General features: G+C 71.1%; 13 protein-coding genes. 3 read left to right on the plus strand and 10 right to left on the minus strand.

Annotated elements, in window-relative coordinates; all coding sequences use genetic code 11:
- Positions 1–45: 45 nt before the first annotated feature.
- The 3 genes from GKS42_RS14995 to GKS42_RS15005 form a co-directional block, all read right to left on the minus strand.
- On the minus strand, positions 46–4,533 hold the full coding sequence (locus tag GKS42_RS14995; RefSeq protein WP_154794563.1) for a DUF7507 domain-containing protein: 4,488 nt from the start codon (positions 4,531–4,533) through the stop codon (positions 46–48).
- A gap of 122 nt (positions 4,534–4,655) precedes the next feature.
- Positions 4,656–5,504, minus strand: coding sequence for an N-acetylmuramoyl-L-alanine amidase (locus tag GKS42_RS15000; protein WP_154794564.1), 849 nt, complete (start codon positions 5,502–5,504; stop codon positions 4,656–4,658).
- A 114-nt stretch (positions 5,505–5,618) separates the two neighbouring features.
- Positions 5,619–5,846: an SPOR domain-containing protein gene (locus GKS42_RS15005; RefSeq protein ID WP_154794565.1), complete on the minus strand. Its 228-nt coding sequence runs from the start codon at positions 5,844–5,846 to the stop codon at positions 5,619–5,621.
- A gap of 140 nt (positions 5,847–5,986) precedes the next feature.
- On the opposite strand from GKS42_RS15005, the gene ppgK reads away from it, so the two are divergent.
- Positions 5,987–6,781 carry a polyphosphate--glucose phosphotransferase gene (gene ppgK, locus GKS42_RS15010; RefSeq protein WP_154794566.1) on the plus strand — a complete coding sequence of 265 codons (795 nt, stop codon included), beginning with the start codon at positions 5,987–5,989 and terminating at the stop codon, positions 6,779–6,781.
- On the opposite strand, the gene GKS42_RS15015 is transcribed toward ppgK, so the two are convergent.
- The 7 genes from GKS42_RS15015 to kdpF form a co-directional block, all read right to left on the minus strand.
- Entirely contained in the window at positions 6,778–7,404 is a 627-nt protein-coding gene (locus tag GKS42_RS15015) for a hypothetical protein (RefSeq protein WP_154794567.1), read from the minus strand. The two genes, ppgK and GKS42_RS15015, sit on opposite strands and share 4 nt — an antisense overlap.
- Before the next feature lie 156 nt (positions 7,405–7,560).
- On the minus strand, positions 7,561–8,238 hold the full coding sequence (locus GKS42_RS15020; RefSeq protein WP_154794568.1) for a response regulator: 678 nt from the start codon (positions 8,236–8,238) through the stop codon (positions 7,561–7,563).
- Positions 8,235–10,760: a sensor histidine kinase gene (locus tag GKS42_RS15025; protein ID WP_154794569.1), complete on the minus strand. Its 2,526-nt coding sequence runs from the start codon at positions 10,758–10,760 to the stop codon at positions 8,235–8,237. The genes GKS42_RS15020 and GKS42_RS15025 overlap by 4 nt, the downstream gene beginning before the upstream one ends.
- Positions 10,761–10,772: 12 nt before the next feature.
- Complete coding sequence (gene kdpC, locus GKS42_RS15030) at positions 10,773–11,351, minus strand: potassium-transporting ATPase subunit KdpC (RefSeq protein WP_154794570.1); 579 nt, start codon at positions 11,349–11,351, stop codon at positions 10,773–10,775.
- A 23-nt stretch (positions 11,352–11,374) separates the two neighbouring features.
- Positions 11,375–13,468 carry a potassium-transporting ATPase subunit KdpB gene (gene kdpB, locus GKS42_RS15035; protein WP_154794571.1) on the minus strand — a complete coding sequence of 698 codons (2,094 nt, stop codon included), beginning with the start codon at positions 13,466–13,468 and terminating at the stop codon, positions 11,375–11,377.
- Positions 13,465–15,129, minus strand: coding sequence for a potassium-transporting ATPase subunit KdpA (kdpA, locus tag GKS42_RS15040; RefSeq protein ID WP_154794572.1), 1,665 nt, complete (start codon positions 15,127–15,129; stop codon positions 13,465–13,467). Before kdpA ends, kdpB begins: the two co-directional genes overlap by 4 nt.
- On the minus strand, positions 15,129–15,218 hold the full coding sequence (gene kdpF, locus GKS42_RS15045; RefSeq protein WP_154794573.1) for a K(+)-transporting ATPase subunit F: 90 nt from the start codon (positions 15,216–15,218) through the stop codon (positions 15,129–15,131). Before kdpF ends, kdpA begins: the two co-directional genes overlap by 1 nt.
- A 366-nt stretch (positions 15,219–15,584) precedes the next feature.
- On the opposite strand from kdpF, the gene GKS42_RS15050 reads away from it, so the two are divergent.
- Both GKS42_RS15050 and GKS42_RS15055 read left to right on the plus strand, forming a co-directional pair.
- The gene (locus GKS42_RS15050; RefSeq protein ID WP_232847683.1) at positions 15,585–16,424 is read left to right on the plus strand and encodes a phosphatidylinositol-specific phospholipase C/glycerophosphodiester phosphodiesterase family protein; all 840 of its coding nucleotides are present in this window, start codon (positions 15,585–15,587) and stop codon (positions 16,422–16,424) included.
- Positions 16,425–16,573: 149 nt separating this feature from the next.
- On the plus strand, positions 16,574–17,326 hold the full coding sequence (locus tag GKS42_RS15055; RefSeq protein ID WP_154794575.1) for a MerR family transcriptional regulator: 753 nt from the start codon (positions 16,574–16,576) through the stop codon (positions 17,324–17,326).
- The last annotated feature ends 33 nt before the right edge of the window (positions 17,327–17,359 follow it).

The raw sequence follows: 17,359 nt of genomic DNA on the forward strand, positions 1-17,359 counted from the left end.
TCCTAGGCAGGATCGCCGGACGGGTTGCTGATCCCGCGCCGCCGGCTAGGCAGGACGGCGACGTGAGGCCGCGAGCAGGACCGCGCCGACGAGGGCGAGCACGGCCCCGAGGACCAGCACACCCAGCGGCTGCGCGCCGGTTGCCGGCAGGTCCGGACCGGCACCGGGCCCGGGGCCAGGTCCCGGTGCGGGCCCGGGCGCAGGTCCCGGACCCGGCCCCGGTCCGGGTGGCTCCTGCTGCACCGTGACCTCGACCGACGCCGTGTTGTTCTCCACGATCTCCTCGGGGGACGTCGTGGACACGGTCGCGACGTTCGTGTGCGGACCCGGCACCTCACCCACGGCGCTCACCTGCACGACGACCTCGTCGCCGACCACGAGATCGCCGAGGTCACACGTCAGGTCCTGCCCGCCGAGAGTGCAGCCGTCGCCCAGGTCGGGCGACGCCGACGCGGAGACCGGCCGGACGCCGTCGGGGAACGCGTCGGTGAGAACCACGCCGTCAGCGTCGCCCGGTCCACCGACCGTAACGACGATCGTGAAAACGAACTCACCGCCGACCGGCACGGACGACGGCGTCGCCTCCTTGGTCACGGCCACGTCCGTCGGGGGGAACTGGGCCACCACGACCGCGGTGGCGGCGTTGTTGGTCGGATCGGGGTCGAACGGGAACGACTCCGCGCGGTCGGATGCGGCGGTGTTCTCCCAGGTGCCGGCCTCCGCGACGAGCGCCACGATCGTCAGCGTCGCCTGCGCTCCGACCGTCCTCGGCTGTCGGTCATGGGGCACCAGATCACCGACCGTCCACACCCCGGTGACCGCGTCGTAGGTGCCGATGGACGCCACGGACGAGACGTACGTCAATCCGGCCGGAAGCAGGTCGTCCACCGTCACGTCGGTGGCGAGGTCGGGGCCGTCGTTGGTGACCGCGACCGTGAAGGTGACCTCGTCGCCCACGTACGGGGCGCCGTCGCTCACCGCCTTCTCGACGACGATGTCCGCGACCGGGACGAACAGGGTGGCGAACGCACGGTTGTTGTCGAGGTTCGGGTCCGGCAGGCGCGCCTGGGAGATGAGTACTTCGTTGCGGAACGTGCCACCGGCGTCGCTGACCAGCACCTCGACCGTGAGCGTCTCCACCTGCCCCTCGGCCAGTTGCCCGACCGTCCAACGACGGGCCTCGACGTCGAACGTGGTGGCCCCGGACGCGGTCGATCCGGTGATGTTCGCCGTGATCGGCAACGGATCCACGACTTCGATGTTCTCGTCGTCGTTCGGCCCGAGGTTCGTGATCGTGATCGTGTAGGTCACCGTGTCACCGGGCTGGGCGACTGGCTGGTCGACGACCTTCGTGACCTCGAGGTCCGCTTCCTCGACGACGGTGATGCTCGCGGTCGCGTTGTTGTTCGTCGGGTTGGAGTCGCGCTGGTCGAGGGATACCAGGGAAACGCTGTTGGTCTGGAGCCCGACGGCGTCGGCGCGCGCCTGGATCTCGCACGTCACGGTGGCGAGGGCCACGATCTCCGGCACCGTCCAGCGACCGGTCGCCTCGTCGAAGCTGCCGTCGCAAGCTCCCGTGCTCACCCAGGTGAGTCCGGTCGGCAGGATGTCGGTCAGGATGACGTTGGTCGCGAGCGCACCGGGGGCCGCAGGATCGTCGAAGTTCGTCGCGGAGAGCGTGAACGTCACGGTCTCCCCGAGCGGGACGGCGTCATCGGGCTCGCCGCTGTCCACGACGACGCTCTTCTCCACACCGATGTCCAGCGGTGCGACATCGGTGACGACGGTCGCGGAGTCGACGTTGTTCTCGGGCGTCGGATCGAGGAGGCTCGGCGAGTCGACCGTGGCGGTATTGACGTGCGTGCCCGGGGCGTCAACGGTCGCGGTGATGATGGCGATCGCAGTGGCGCCCGGGGCCAGGGTCCCGATGTCCCACCGGGTGGCCCCGGCATCGATCGTGCCCTGATCTGCCTCCGCGTCCACGACGGTGATGCCGTCCGGGCCGGAGTCGGTCACGAAGACGTCGTGCACCGTCTCGGGTCCGAGGTTCGTCACGGTTGCGCTGTACGTCACCGTGTCACCGACGAACGCCTCCTCGGGGAGCACACCCTTGGCGATCGCCAGGTCGGCGATCGGGGCACGCACCGTCACGGTGGCATCGGCCTGGTTGTTGCCCGGGTTCGTGTCACCTGGGCTGACCGTGTCGAGTGAGGCGATGTTGGTGTAGCGCCCGAGTTCCTGCGGCTGCACAAGCATCTCGAGGGTGACGACGCCATCGACCGGCAGCGCCCCGATGGTCCAGATCCCGGTCGCGGCGTCGAAGGTTCCCTGGCTCGGTGTGGCCGAGACCAGCGTGACGCTCGTGGGTAGGGTGTCCCGCAGTGTCAGTCCGGTCGCCGGATACGGCCCGTTGTTCGTCGCGGTCACCGTGTAGGAGGTCGTGGACCCGAGCGGGACGTCGGCGTCGGCCGCCGACTTCTGTACGGCGATGTCCGTGGACGGCGTGATCGGGTTGAGCGTGACGGACGCGCTGTCGTTCGCGGCGTTGATGTCCGTCTGCGTCATGGTCGTCCGGGTGGCGCTGTTCGCCACCTCGCTGTTCGTGTCCACGGTAGCGACCAGGGTGAGTGTCGCGGAACTGCCGACGGCGAGCTCCGGGATCCGCCACAGCCCGTCCTCCTGCGTGTAGGTGCCCGAGGTGGTGGCGGCACTCACGAACGTCAGGCGGCCGGCGGGGAGCCGGTCGGAGAGGACGACGTTCGTCGCGAGGCTCGGGCCGTTGTTGGTCGCGGTCACCGTGAACGTGACGTTCTGGCCGACGAGCGGGGCCTGGTCGTTCACCGTCTTCGTCACGCCGACGTCCGTGAACACCGGGATCTGCGCCTGCGCCTGGTTCGAGACCACGGTCTGCCCGATCGGCGTGGTGCCGCGCGCGGTCGCGACGTTGCGGACGTACCCATCCGGATCGACGTGGCCAGACTGCACGGTGTACTGGGCGGTGCAGGTGGTCGATTCGTCCGGTGCGAGGACGTCCGTCGCGCAGACCACGGTCGGGACCCGGTTGTCGATGACGTTCACGGTGCTCAGCGTCGTGCCGCCGGTGTTGGTGACCGTGTACCCGTAGGTCACCTGCTGGCCCACGGCATAGGGCCCGGGTGTCGTCACGGTCTTGGTGAGCGCGAGCTCGGAGACGAGCGGAACCGTGACCGTCGCCTCGTTGGACACGACGTCACCGGCGATCGGCGTGGTGCCCGACGCCGTGGCGACGTTGGTGATGGCCTCCGCCGCGACGTCGTCGGCGGTCACGGTGTATGTGGCACGGCAGACGGTGGTCGACCCGGGCGCCGGCGCCGGTTGCAACGTCGTCGCCTCGCAGGTGATCGGACCGGTGATGGTGTCATCGGCGATCTCGAGCGCGGAGACCACCTCCTCGCCGGCGTTCGTCACGGTGTACAGGTACGGGATCGGCGTGCCGGCGGTGATCACCGGGGGCAGCGGCGCGCCGGCGCGATCGATCTGCTTCTCGAGCTGGAGCGCGGCCAGCGGGACGATCGTGTCGGTGACGTTGCGAACCAGGTGCACGTCGTTGCTGCCACCGGTCGACGCGGACAGCCCGAACTTGTAGGTGCTCGGCGTGCCCGGAGGCGCCGCGACGTCCAGTTCGGTGATCCACGGCCCGGTGGCGGAGTACCGGACCTGGACGATGATGCGCGGGTTCGGGGCCGGCGTGACCTGGACGTTGACCCTGCGCACCGCAGTCGCCGGGTTCTGCGTGTTCACGCGGAGCTGTCCGTCCAGGGTGGACACCGGCTGCGCCACCACGGACACGACGGTCGCGCCCTGCCAGCAGTAACCCCGCAGCCCGACACCCGGACCGCGCACCGTGATGATGTTCGGAGCGTTCGCTCCCGACGCGCGCTGCGGCGACTGCTGGTCGGCCGGGCACCCGGAGCCCCGGCTCTCCCCGTCACCGTAGAAGTTGCCGAACGCGTCCAGCCCGACACCGACGTAGCCGCCCTCGACCCCCGGCTCCGCATCCCGCTGGGCGTACCCGAGGCTGCCGCCGAGCCCGCCCGTCGCGTTGAGGTTGGTCGAGCCGTCGACCAGGAAGAACCCGATGCCGTCGGCGCCGTTGCCGCCGTACTGGTACTGGTCGAACGTGATCGAGACGCCGGCGGTCGCCGGGATCGGCCGGTTGTAGAGCAGGCTGCCGGCCCTGTTCCCGGCGGTGTCCGTGAGCTGGAGATAGCCCGGTGTGACACCCATGGCGGGCACCGGGCCGCTGCGATGGGCGGCACAGCTAGGGATGACGCCCGTTCCGCCGGTGGCGGGCCGACCCGTGAGGCAACCGTCCCCGAGTGGCTGCCACGCCGCGTCCGTCACCGAGGCGCCCGTGAACGTCTCGCTGACGATCGTCGTGCCGGTGGTCGGCGGGTCCGCGAACGCTTCCTGCGCTGTCGGCGTCGCGAACGTGACTCCCAGGGCGCACAGCACCGTCACAAGCGCCGCACCCAGGACACGCTTCGCACGCACGAAATGCTCCCTTGCTCCTCCGTGGTCCTCGCGGGCCCACTATCGAGGATGCCTACCGACCTTGGCAAGGGTGCGGAGCCAACCCGATGCGCCCGGAGCAGCCCCGCCGTCGGGCATTCGCACTACGACTGCGGGCTGTGCGGCCCGGACCAGTCGAGCACGCCGTCCACGAGCGCGTCCGCGTACTGCTGCCGGCCCGCCTCGCTGCTCATCAGCTCGGACTCGGCCGGGTTGCGCATCTCCCCCAGCTCCAGCATCACCGTCGGCCGGCGCGAGAAGTTCAGGGTGGCGAGGTCGGCGCGCTGGGACAGCGCCTCCTCGTAGATCGTGCTCGGGGTGAAACCACCGTCGGTGAGCGCGGTGATCATCGTCTCGGCGAGCTCGAGGCTCGGCAGCCCCTGGGACTCCGAGAGCGGCGGGTCCGCGATGATCGCGAAGAACCCGGCGATCGCGGGGTCGGTGGAGCCGTTCGCGTGGATCGAGAGCATCAGGTCCACGTCGCTATCCTCGGCGAACGTGCCGCGCACGTCCACGCACGGGCCGACGCCGTCGTTGTTCTCGCGCGTCATCACCACGGTGGCGCCGAGGGCCTCGAGTGCCTCCCGCGTGCGCAGCGAGACGTCCAGGGTGAACTCGTGCTCCGGGTAGCCGGTGAGCGCCGTGGTGCCGGTGGTGTTGCACTGCTTCCAGCCGCCACGGCCGTCCGCGACCTGCTGATTGATTGCGATCACATTGGTGGCGTTGCCGCCGTTGTGACCGGGGTCGAGGCCGATCGTCCACCCGGCCAGGGGCTGGCTGGTGGTGTGCGCCTTGACCTTGGCGGCGACGTCGTCCTCATCGTCGCGGGGGACGGCGGAAGTCGGGGCCGGGCCTGCGGCCGCGGGGCCGACGGCGGGGATCACCAGGGCGAGGGCCGTCACCAGGGCGGCGCCGGCCAGGGTCCCCCGTCGTCGGGGTGATCGCTTGGCCATCTCGCCTCTTCCGATGTGTCGTGTCACCGCCCCGCTCGCGCGCGGCTGACGTTGCGGACCGGCCTGCCCAACCGGTCCTTCTCGTTTCGTCCTGTGTTCTGCTGTGGTGCCTGCTCAGTCCTCGTCCTTGCGGCTGCCGGGATCGTCGCTCTCGTTCCAGGCCCGATCCTCGTCCTCCCACTTCGCGTTCCGGTTCCGCGCCGTCTCCAGCGCCTTCGCAGCTTCCTCGCGGGTGGCGTAGGGGCCCATCCGGGACGTCCAGTCGCTGACGAGACCTTCCTCGACCGCTCCGGTTTCGAGATTGTAGTAGAAGGACTTTGGCTGCGGGGAGGTCTCAGACATTGTCGGTTCCTTTCGCTGACTCCTCGATTGTGGCACGTCGCACCGGGCGCAGTGTCGGCCTCTAGACTCTTCCCGATGCCGTCGCTCCGCACGCGCGGGGCCAGGCGCCGACACACCTCGAAGCGGAGATTCCGACAGCCATGGCCAAGAACGTGAGTGATCTGACCCTCGCCGACGTGCACGAGAACGACGTCGGGTTCGGCATCGACATCGGTGGCTCCGGCATCAAGGCAGCCCCGGTGCACCTGCGCACCGGCGAGCTCCTGGGCAAGCGGTTCCGGCTGGACACTCCCGAGGAGTCCAGCCCGGAGGCCGTCGGCGAGGTGCTCGGCAAGGTGGTCGCGCACTTCGGGGACCTGCCGGACTCGACCCCGGTCGGGCTCACGTTCCCGGGTGTCATCCTCAACGACGTGACGATCACCTCGGCGAACATGGACAAGCGCTGGATCGGCACCGACGTCGGCGAGGTGGCCCGCCGGTTCACCGGGCATGACGCGCACGTGGTCAACGACGCCGACGCCGCCGGCTACGCCGAGGCCCGCTACGGCGCCGGCCTCGGGCAGGACGGCACGGTGCTCGTGATGACGCTCGGCACCGGCATCGGCAGCGCCCTCATCCACGACGGCGTCCTGGTGCCGAACCTCGAGCTCGGGCACCTCGAGCTCGACGGCCACGACGCCGAGACGCGCGCCGCCTCCTCCGTCAAGGACAAGGAGGGCCTCAGCTACGCCAAGTGGGCCGAGCGGCTGCAGCGGTACTTCGCGCACGTGGAGTTCCTGTTCTCCCCCGACCTGTTCATCGTCGGCGGCGGGGTGTCCAAGGACCACGAGAAGTTCCTGCCGCTGCTGGAGCTGCGCGCGCCGATCGTGCCCGCGAAGCTGCGCAACACCGCCGGCATCGTCGGTGCCGCGGCGCTGGCGGCGCGGGACCGCTAGTCCCCGGCGCGCCGGCGCAGGTGCAGGCCGACCAGGAACCAGGCGAGCCCGGCCTGCCCCTCGGTGGCGATCCAGGTGATGACGGTCGCGGCCGTGCCTCCCACGGCCAGGCCGAGCCCGACCCCGGCCAGTAGCAGCGGCAGTCCGCAGACCAGCGGCACCGAGACGAGGCGCGGCAGGGCGCCGGGCCTCAGGCAGGCGATGCCGAGCACGGTCGCTCCGAGGTACATCAGGTGCGCCAGCGACCAGGCCGGGATGCCGATCACGGCCACCGCCGCGGCGGCGTCGCCGGGCAGCAGCGGGCCGACCAGGTTCACGAGGTAGCCCAGGACCGTGGCCAGCAGGCCGAACCGGATCAGGCCGATGCCCCAGGCGCCCAGCCTGCCCAGGACCGCCCGGTAGCGGCGGTGGAACGCGCCGAACCCGGCCAGGACGAATGCGATGGCGATCAGGCCCGCCACGTTCGAGACCGTGTAGGCCGCGGTGCCGGACGGCTCGCCGGCGAGGTATCCGGCGGCTGCGAACACGGCCGCGCCGGCCATCATCGCCGCGCCGGCGAGCCGGGTCCGTGGCGCTGCCGGGCCGTCCACTTCTGCGGTCTTGAGGATGGGCGAGGTCTGCATCGTCACTGTTCTCCTACTGACATCGGGCGAGGCCCGCCGTCCGGCGATCCCTACACCCCATGCTGCCGGTGCCGCGACATGGCCGCACTCCCCCGGACGGGCCGAGGCTCTCCCCCGAGCGAGGGATCGTGCGGCGACCGGACGGCGCGCGCTCGGTCACAATTGCAGCCGGTAGCCGACGCCCGCCTCGGTGATCAGGTGCCGGGGTCGCGCGGGATCGGGCTCGAGCTTTCGACGCAGTTGCGCCATGTACACCCGCAGGTAGTGCGTCTCGACATCAAGGTTCGGGCCGCGCAGCTCCTGGAGCAGCTCGCGCCGCCCGACGATCTTGCCGACGTTGCGGGTGAGCAGCTCGAGCAGGTGCCACTCGGTCGGCGTCAGCCGCACGGTCTCCCCCGACGCGAGCACCACGCGCCGAAGGGCCAGGTCAACCGTGAACGCCCCGGCGCGCACCACGGGTGGGTCCTCCTCCGCCGGGCGGCGCCGGACGGCGGCCCTGATCCGGGCGAGCAGCTCGTCCGTCCCGAACGGCTTGGTCACGTAGTCGTCCGCGCCGGCGTCCAGCGCTTCGACCTTGTCGTCGCTGGTCTGGCGCGCGGAGAGCACCACGATCGGAAGGGTCGACCAGCTGCGGATCGCGCGCAGCACGTCCATGCCGTCCAGGTCGGGCAGCCCCAGGTCCAGGACGACGACGTCCGGGTGCCAGTCGGTGACCGCCTGGACGGCCGCCGCGCCGGTCGTGGCCACCTGGGCCTCGTACCGGTTCGCCCGGAACACGACCGCGAGTGCCCGGGCCAGGGCGGGCTCGTCGTCAACGATCAGTACGCGCGTCATGGTGCATCCGCTGGCAGGGGCAGGGTCGCGATCATCGTAAGGCCGCCGCCCGGGGTGTCCTCGGCCTCCAGGGTGCCGCCGTTGGCCTCGATGAAACCCCGCGCGACGGCGAGTCCGAGGCCGAGGCCGTGTCCCTGGGGCACGTCGCCGAGGCGCTGGAACGCCGCGAACATCTGCTCCTTGCGCTCGTCCGGCACCCCGGGACCGCGGTCGACGACGCGGATCATCAGCGAGCCGCCGACCTGCTCCGCGACCACCCGGACCCGCGTTCCTGGAGCGGTGTGACGGACCGCGTTCTCGATGACGTTCGCGAGCGCCCGCTCGAGCAGGCCCGCGTCCGCGCGCAGCAGCGGCAGGTTCTCCGGCACGTCGATCTCGATCGCCGAGACGCCGACGGCGCCGGCCGCGAGGGGCACGACCTCATCGAGTGCCACGGGGTCCAGGTGGGGGGTCACCACGCCGGCGTCGATGCGGCTCATATCGAGCAGGTTGTCGATCAGGGACTGCAGCCGGTCGGTCTGTTCCTCGACGTCGGCCAGGAGGGTCCGCCGGTCCTCGGGCGCGATCTGCGTGGACGAGCGCAGCGCGGTGATCGCCGCCTTGATCGAGGTCAGCGGCGTGCGCAGGTCGTGCGAGACCGCGGCGAGGAGCGCGGTGCGGGTCGCGTCGCGTTCGCGTGCGATGCGGGCCGAACGCGCCTGGGCGCGCAGGTGCTCCCGCTCCAGCAGCGAGTTCAGGTACTGCCCGACGGCGCCCACGAACCGGACCTGCCCGGGCGAGAGGGTGCCGCCACGCAACGCGAGCGAGAGGTCCTCGTCGATCTGGATGGTCGAGGACGCCTGCTCCGGCGTGCTCGGCGGCTCACCGGACGAGGTCTCCAGGATCTGCCACGCCGACCCGGCGCCCGTGCGGACCAGCGCCACCCCGCCGACGCCCAGCGTCTCCCGCAGTTGCTCGAGCACGGCGGGCACGGCGTCGGTGGCCCGGACCACGGCACCGGCGATCGAGGTCAACGCGTCGGCCTCGGCCCGGGCCCGCGCGGCCTCCAGGGTGCGGCGGGCGGCGAGGTCGACGACCGTCGAGACGCCCACCGCCACCGCCAGCAGGATCCCGATGGCGAGCGCGTGCTGCGGCTGCGCGATCGTCAGGGTGCGCACCGGTGGCGCGAACAGGAAGTTGCTGAGCAGGCCGCCGAGCACCGCGCTGAACAGCGCGGGGCGCAGCCCGCCGACCAGCGCAACCCCGACGGTGAGGCTGAGGAACAGCATCAGGGCCGTCGGGAGGGAGTCCAGATCGCCCGCCACGGTGCAGATCCAGGACAGCACCGGTGGGCCGGCCAGTGCCATGGACCACGCCAGGACGGTGCGGCGCCGGGTCAGCACGCCCCGTGGCGGTCGGCGGCGGGTACCGCCCCTGGCCCCCTCGTGCGGGACCACGAGCACGTCGATGTCACCGGATCCGTCGATCACCCGCGCCGCCACCCCGGGCGCGAGGGCGCCGGCGACGCGACTCCTGCGGGTGACGCCGAGCAGGATCTGGTTGGCGTTGACGCCGCGGGCGAAGTCGAGGACGGCGCCGGGCACGTCGTCGCTGAGCACGGTGTGCCAACTGCCGCCGAGTGACTCGACCAGGGTGCGGTGCTTCCCGAGCGAGTCCGGTGCGACCCCGGTGAGGCCGTCGCTGCGGAGCACGTGGATGGCCAGGAACTCGGCGCGGCTGCCGCGCTGGGCGATCCGGGCGGCCCGCCGCACCAGGGTCTCGGTCTCGGTGCCGCCGGTGACGGCGACGACCAGGCGCTCCCTAGCCGGCCATGGCTCGGCGATGTCGTGGTCCCTGCGGTAGGCCTCCAGCGCCTCGTCGACCCGGTCCGCGGTCCACAGCAGCGCGAGCTCACGCAGCGCGGTCAGGTTCCCGACCCGGAAGTAGTTCGACATGGCGGCGTCGATCTTCTCGGCCGGGTAGACGTTGCCGTGGGAGAGCCGACGGCGCAGCGACTCCGGGCTCATGTCGACGAGTTCGATCTGGTCGGCTCGCCGGACGATCTCGTCCGGGATCGTCTCCTGCTGCCGGACCCCGGTGATCGACGCCACGACGTCGTTCAGGCTCTCCAGGTGCTGGATGTTGACGGTCGTGACGACGTCGATGCCGGCGTCGAGCAGTTCCTCGACGTCCTCCCAGCGCTTGGCGTTGCGGCTGCCCGGGACGTTGGTGTGGGCGAGCTCGTCGACCAGGGCGACCTGCGGCGCTCGGGCCAGGACGGCGTCCAGGTCCATCTCGGTGAAGTCGGCGCCGCGGTGCCCCAGCTCGCGTCGCGGGACGATCTCGAGGCCGTCCAGGAGCGCCGCCGTGTGGGCGCGGCCGTGCGTCTCGACGAGCCCGACGACGACGTCGACGCCGCGACCGATCCGGCGGCGCCCCTCGTCGAGCATCGCGTAGGTCTTCCCGACGCCCGCCGAGGCGCCGAGGTAGACCCGCAGGCGCCCACGGTGACCGGCGCCGTCGGGCTTGTCGTGCTCCGTCATGCGCTCAGCCTGTCACTGCTCCAGCGCGAGGAGCGCCGCGTTCAGTTCGACGACGTTCACGCGGGGGGCGCCGAGGAAGCCGAGCTCGGGGGTGGTGGTCGCCTGGGCGAGGAGTTCGCGGACGACGGCGTCGCTGAGGCCACGCTCCCGGGCCACCCTCGCGACCTGCAGGTCGGCGTACTCGGGTGAGATGTGCGGGTCGAGGCCGGAGCCGGAGGCGGTGACGGCATCGACGGGAACCAGATCAGGGTCGACACCCTCGCGCTCGGCGACCTCGGCGCGCCGTGCCTGCACGCCTGCGAGCAGCTCGGGGTTCTCCGGGCCGAGGTTCGAGGCACCAGAGGCGAGCGGGTCGTACCCGTCCCCGGCGACCGACGGCCGGGACCGGAACCACTCGTCGCCGTCGAAGGTCTGGCCGATCAGGCTCGACCCGACGGTCTCGCCGTCGACGACGACCAAGGACCCGTTCGCCCGGGCGGGCATCAGGGCGCCGACGCCGAAGACGGCGAGGGGGTAGCCGAGTCCGAGGATGACGGTCATCACGAGCAGGACCCGCAGGCCGGCGAGGGACTGTTTGAGGAATGCGGACATGGTGCAGTGCTCCAGTCGAGGGTTCAGAAGCCCGGTAGCAGGGAGACGACGAGGTCGATGAGCTTGATGCCGACGAACGGGGCGATCAGTCCCCCGAGGCCGTAGACGAGCAGGTTGCCGCGCAGCATCGCGGAGGCTCCGCGGGGGCGGTACCGCACGCCGCGCAACGCGACCGGGATGAGGGCGACGATGATCAGCGCGTTGAAGATGACCGCGGACAGCATCGCCGACTCCGGTGAGGACAGCCCCATCAGGTTGATACGGTCGAGCTGCGGGTACAGGCCCGCGAACATGGCCGGGATGATCGCGAAGTACTTCGCGACGTCGTTCGCGATCGAGAACGTGGTGAGCGCGCCGCGGGTGATCAGCAGTTGCTTGCCGATCGCGACGACCTCGATGAGCTTCGTGGGGTTGGAGTCCAGGTCCACCATGTTTCCGGCCTCCTTCGCGGCCGAGGTCCCGGTGTTCATCGCGACGCCGACGTCCGCCTGGGCCAGGGCAGGGGCGTCGTTCGTGCCGTCGCCGGTCATGGCAACCATCCGCCCGGCGGCCTGCTCGGACTTGATGAGCGCCATCTTGTCCTCGGGCTTGGCCTCGGCGAGGTAGTCGTCGACGCCGGCCTCGGCCGCGATGGCGCGCGCGGTGAGCGCGTTGTCGCCGGTGATCATCACCGTGCGGATCCCCATCCTGCGGAGCTCGTCGAACCGCTCCCGCAGACCGGACTTGACGACGTCCTTGAGGTGGATGACGCCGAGCGCGCGGGCCGGGGCGTCACCGCGCTGCTCGGCCACCACCAGCGGGGTCCCGCCCGATGCGCTGATCGAGTCGACGCTCTCGCCGACGTCCGCGGTCGGGTGACCGCCGTTCTCGCGCACCCAGGCCATCACCGCCGACGCGGCGCCCTTGCGGATCCGCCGGATGCCGGAGTGCGTCTGCACGTCCACACCGCTCATCCGGGTCTGGGCGGTGAACGGGACGAACGTCGCGGTCGGGAGCTGGTCGTGGAACAGCAGGCGCATGTCGTAGCGCTCCTTGGCGAGCACCACGACGGAGCGCCCCTCGGGGGTCTCGTCCGCGAGGCTGGACATCTGCGCGGCCTCGGCGAGCTCGACCTCGGTCACCTGCCCGGCGGGGAGGACCTCGACGGCCTGCCGGTTGCCGAGCGTGATCGTGCCGGTCTTGTCCAGCAGCAGCACGTCGACGTCACCGGCGGCCTCGACGGCGCGGCCGGACAGCGCCATCACGTTGCGCTGGATCAGCCGGTCCATGCCCGCGATACCGATCGCGGACAGCAGCGCGCCGATCGTGGTCGGGATCAGGCAGACGAGCAGGGCGACGAGCACGATCAGCGGCTGGGCCTGCCCGGAGTAGACCGCGAACGGCTGCAGGGTCACCACGGCGAGCAGGAAGATCAGCGTGAGGCTGGCCAGCAGCAGGTTCAGCGCGATCTCGTTGGGCGTCTTCTGCCGTGCGGAGCCCTCGACCAGCGAGATCATCCGGTCCAGGAACGTCTCGCCGGCCTTGGCGGTGATGCGCACCACGATGCGGTCCGAGAGGACCTTGGTGCCGCCGGTGACCGACGAGCGGTCACCGCCCGACTCCCGGATGACGGGCGCCGACTCCCCGGTGACGGCCGACTCGTCGACGGAAGCGACGCCGTCGACCACGTCTCCGTCGCTGGGGATCACCTCACCGGCCTCGACGACGACGAGGTCTCCGACCTCGAGTGCCGTGCCCGGCACCGATTCCTCGGTGTCGTCACCGCGGAGGCGGCGGGCCATCGCGGTGGTGCGCGCCTTGCGCAGCGAGTCGGCCTGGGCCTTGCCGCGGCCCTCGGCGACGGACTCGGCGAGGTTGGCGAACACGACCGTGGCCCAGAGCCACACGGTGATCGACCAGGCGAACAGGGACGGGTGCACGACGGCCAGGACGGTCGTGGCCACCGCGCCGACCCAGACGACGAACATCACCGGATAGCGGATCTGGTGCCGCGGATCGAGCTTGCGCAGGGCGTCCGGAAGGGACCGCAGCAGCTGCCGCGGGTGGAACGCGCCGGCCCGGACCCGTGTGGCAGGAGCGTGGTCGGTCTCGGGGGTGGTGGTGGTCAGGGTGGTCACAGCAGAGCCTCCGAAAGAGGAGCGAGAGCAAGAGCGGGGAAGAAGGTCAGTCCGGCGACGATCAGCACCACGAAGCCGAGCAGACCGACGAAGACGGGCCCGTGGGTGGGCAGGGTTCCGGTGGTCTCGGAGACCTTCCGCTGGCTGGCGAGCGATCCCGCCAGAGCCAGCACCAGGACGATCGGGACGAACCGGCCGAACAGCATGGCCAGACCGAGGGCGGTGTTCTGGTACGGCGTGTTGGCACCGAAGCCGGCGAACGCCGAGCCGTTGTTGTTCACGGTCGAGGCGTAGGCGTAGAGGATCTCGGAGAGCCCGTGCGGTCCGCTCTCCTGCACGGAGGCGTCGACGAGAGCGGGGCTCGCGGCGGTGATGGCGGCGCCGGCGAGCAGCAGGGTCGGCATGGTGAGGATGTAGAGGGCCACCAGTGTGACCTGCTTCCGGCCGATCTTCTTGCCGAGGTACTCGGGCGTGCGGCCGACCATCAGTCCGGCCAGGAACACCGCGAGCACGGCCATCACGAGCATCCCGTACAGGCCGGCGCCGACACCACCGGGCGCCACCTCGCCGAGCATCATGTTCAGCAGCGTGACGCCGCCGCCGAGGCCGGTGTAGGAGTCGTGGAAGCTGTTCACCGATCCGGTCGAGGTCCCGGTCGTCGAAGCGCCGAACAGCGCGGATGCCGCAGGCCCGAACCGGAGTTCCTTGCCCTCCATGGCGCCGCCGGCGGCGCCGGGCACGGTGCCGAACCCGCGCATCTCAGCCCACGTGGTGATGGTGACGGCGGCGAGCCAGAGCGTGGCCATCACGGAGACGATCGCCGTGCCCTGCCGCTGGTTGCCGGCCATCCGCCCGAAGGTGCGCGGCAGGCTGAACGGGATGACCAGCAGCAGGAAGATCTCGACCAGGTTGGTCCACGCCGTCGGGTTCTCGAACGGGTGCGCACTGTTGGCGTTGAAGAACCCGCCACCGTTGGTGCCGAGGTTCTTGATCGCCTCCTGGGACGCGATCGGGCCGCCGATGATGCTCTGGTCGTCGCCGGTGATCGTGGTGATCTCGCGGGCGCCGTCGAAGTTCTGGACGACACCACCGATGACGAGCACGATCGCGGCGAGGAAGGCGATCGGCAGCAGGATCCGCACGGTGCCCCGGACCAGGTCGACCCAGAAGTTGCCGATGCGGTCGGTGCCCTGCCGGGCGAAGCCGCGCACCAGCGCGATCGCGACGGCGATCCCCACCGCGGCGGAGAGGAAGTTCTGCACGGCCAGGCCACCCATCTGGGCGAGGTGGCCCATGGCGGACTCACCGGAGTACCACTGCCAGTTCGTGTTCGTGACGAACGAGACGGCGGTGTTCCAGGCTCCGTCCGGGGCGAGGCCGGTCATGCCGAGCGAGAGCGGCAGGTACGCCTGCAGGCGCAGGAGCAGGTAGAGCACGAGGATGCTGACGGCGGAGAACGCGAGCAGCGACCGGGTGTAGACCGACCAGTGCTGGTCGGAGTCCGGGTCGATCCCGCCGATCCGGTAGACGGCCCGTTCGGCCCGCAGGTGGCGGGTGCCCGAGTAGACGCCCGCCATGTAGTTGCCGAGCGGAACGTGGACCGCGGCGAGGAGCAGGACGAGGAACCCGACCTGCAGCACGGCGGCCAGCGCGAGGGACATCAGAATTTCTCCGGGTGCAGCAGGGCCCACAGCAGGTAGCCGGCGAGCGCGAGTGCGAGCACCAGTGCGACGACAGACTCCACGCTCACGGCTTCGACACCCCCCGCGCCAGCAACGCCAGCAGGAGGAACCCCGCACAGGTCAGGGCCACGAAGGCGAGATCAGCCACAGCGAACTCCAGGTCGGAATGCGACATGCCGGCAGGCACGTCGAGCGGTCCGGACGACCGCCGTGATCCATTCAGCACCCGGAAATCGGCCCGGAGGGCGTTCCTGACGGAACCCGGACGCCCGGCCGGTGGATCCGGACGCCTCCCTGACGCCGGTGCCCACGCCGAGCACCCACCGCGTCCGGGCGGGCATCGTTCACCGGCAATTGACGCGCTGTTCGCCTCGCTCCGGTTGCCCGCGGTGCGCCGCCGCCGTTGGCTGGTGCCCACCCACCCTGGAGGAACCGTGAAGCGCACGACCGCCACAGCCCTGCTCGCAACGATCGGCCTCATCGGCGCCAGTACCGCCGCCAGCGCCGCACCACCCGCGCCGGTGGACCTGGGCGACCCGCTCGACGCCGCCCACGCGCACAACGACTACGAGCACGAGCGGCCCCTGTTCGACGCACTCTCCCACGGCTGCACCAGCGTCGAGGCGGACGTGTGGCTGGTCGACGGTGAGCTGCTCGTCGCCCACGACCTGGCGGACGTCGACTCCGACCGCACGCTGGAGAGCCTCTACCTCGACCCGCTCACGGACCTGATCCGCAGCGGCCAGGGCCGGTCGGTCTACCCGGACTGGGACGGCAGCCTGCAGCTGCTGATCGACATCAAGTCCGAGTCGGAGTCCACCTGGGCCGCCATCGAGGCCGCGCTCGCCGAGCACCGACAGCTCGTGACCCGGTATGTGCGCGGTCGGGTCCTGCCCGGCCCGGTCACCGCCGTGATCAGCGGGAACCGGCCGCTGGAGACGATGGCCGCGGCCGAGCACCGGTTCAGCTTCTACGACGGCCGGGCCACCGACCTCACCTCGGGCCTGCCCGCCGCCCTGATGCCGTTGGTCAGCCACAACTGGACCCAGTTGTTCTCCTGGAGCGGTGTCGGCGAGATGCCGGCGGACGAACGCGCCGAACTGCACGCGTACGTCGCGACCGCGCACGCGGCCGGCTACCGGGTCCGGTTCTGGGCCACCCCGGACGTGGCGGGTCCCGAGCGCGACGCCGTCTGGGCCGAACTGGTCGCCGCCGGAGTGGATCACATCAACACCGACGACCTCGCCGCTCTGGAGACGTTCCTTTCGCGATAGCGCCCGACGGCGCAGGCGGGCCCGGTCTGCCGGGCCCGCCTCTGCGCGGCGTGCGGTGGGCGCGACCCCGCGGCCGAGGTGCGACCCCGGTGCCGGGGTATGTTCGGCACGTGAGGGAACCGACCCACCATCGCACCTAGGAGCACGCCATGGCGTGGAGTACGCGTGAGCTCGCCGACCTCGCGGGGACGACCGTGAACACGGTGCGGCACTACCACCGGCTCGGCCTGATCGACGAGCCCGATCGCGGCTACAACGGATACAAGCAGTACACGGTGCCCGACCTGGTCCGCCTGCTGCGGATCCGGCGCCTCACCGAGCTCGGCGTGCCGCTGTCGCAGATCGGCGAGGTCGAGGCGGCCGGCGACGCCACCCCCGAGGCACTGCGCGAGGTCGACGCGCAGCTCGCGGCGCAGATCGAACAGCTGCACCGGGCCCGGGCGGACATCGCGGCCATCCTGCGCGACCAGGCACCGGCCGACGTCCCACCGGGCTTCGAGTCCGTCGCTGCCCGCCTGTCCGAGGCCGACAGCTCGATCCTGCACATCTACCGCAAGCTCTTCGACGAGGGCGCGATGGCGGACCTGCGCCGCATGGTCGAGGCCGACCCCGAGGACCTCGGCGACGAGCTCAACTCGCTGCCTGCGGACGCGGACGAGGCCACCCGGCAGCGGCTCGCGGAGTCGCTCGCGCTGACCCTCGCGCAGAACCTGCGGGACTACCCCTGGCTGAGTGATCCGGTGGGCCATCTGTCGAAGAGCTCGCGGGTCACGCAGACGACGTTCATCGAGGCGATCGTCGAGCTTTACAACCCCGCGCAGCGCGACGTCCTCGGCCGTGCGGGCCTCCTCGCGCAGGAACTGCTGAGCGCCGAGCGGGAGGCGGGCGTCGACGCGGACTGAGAGTCGCGTCACACCGGCTTGACCCTGTTCCTA

Source organism: Occultella kanbiaonis, assembly GCF_009708215.1.
Classification (GTDB): Bacteria; Actinomycetota; Actinomycetes; order Actinomycetales; family Beutenbergiaceae; genus Occultella; species Occultella kanbiaonis.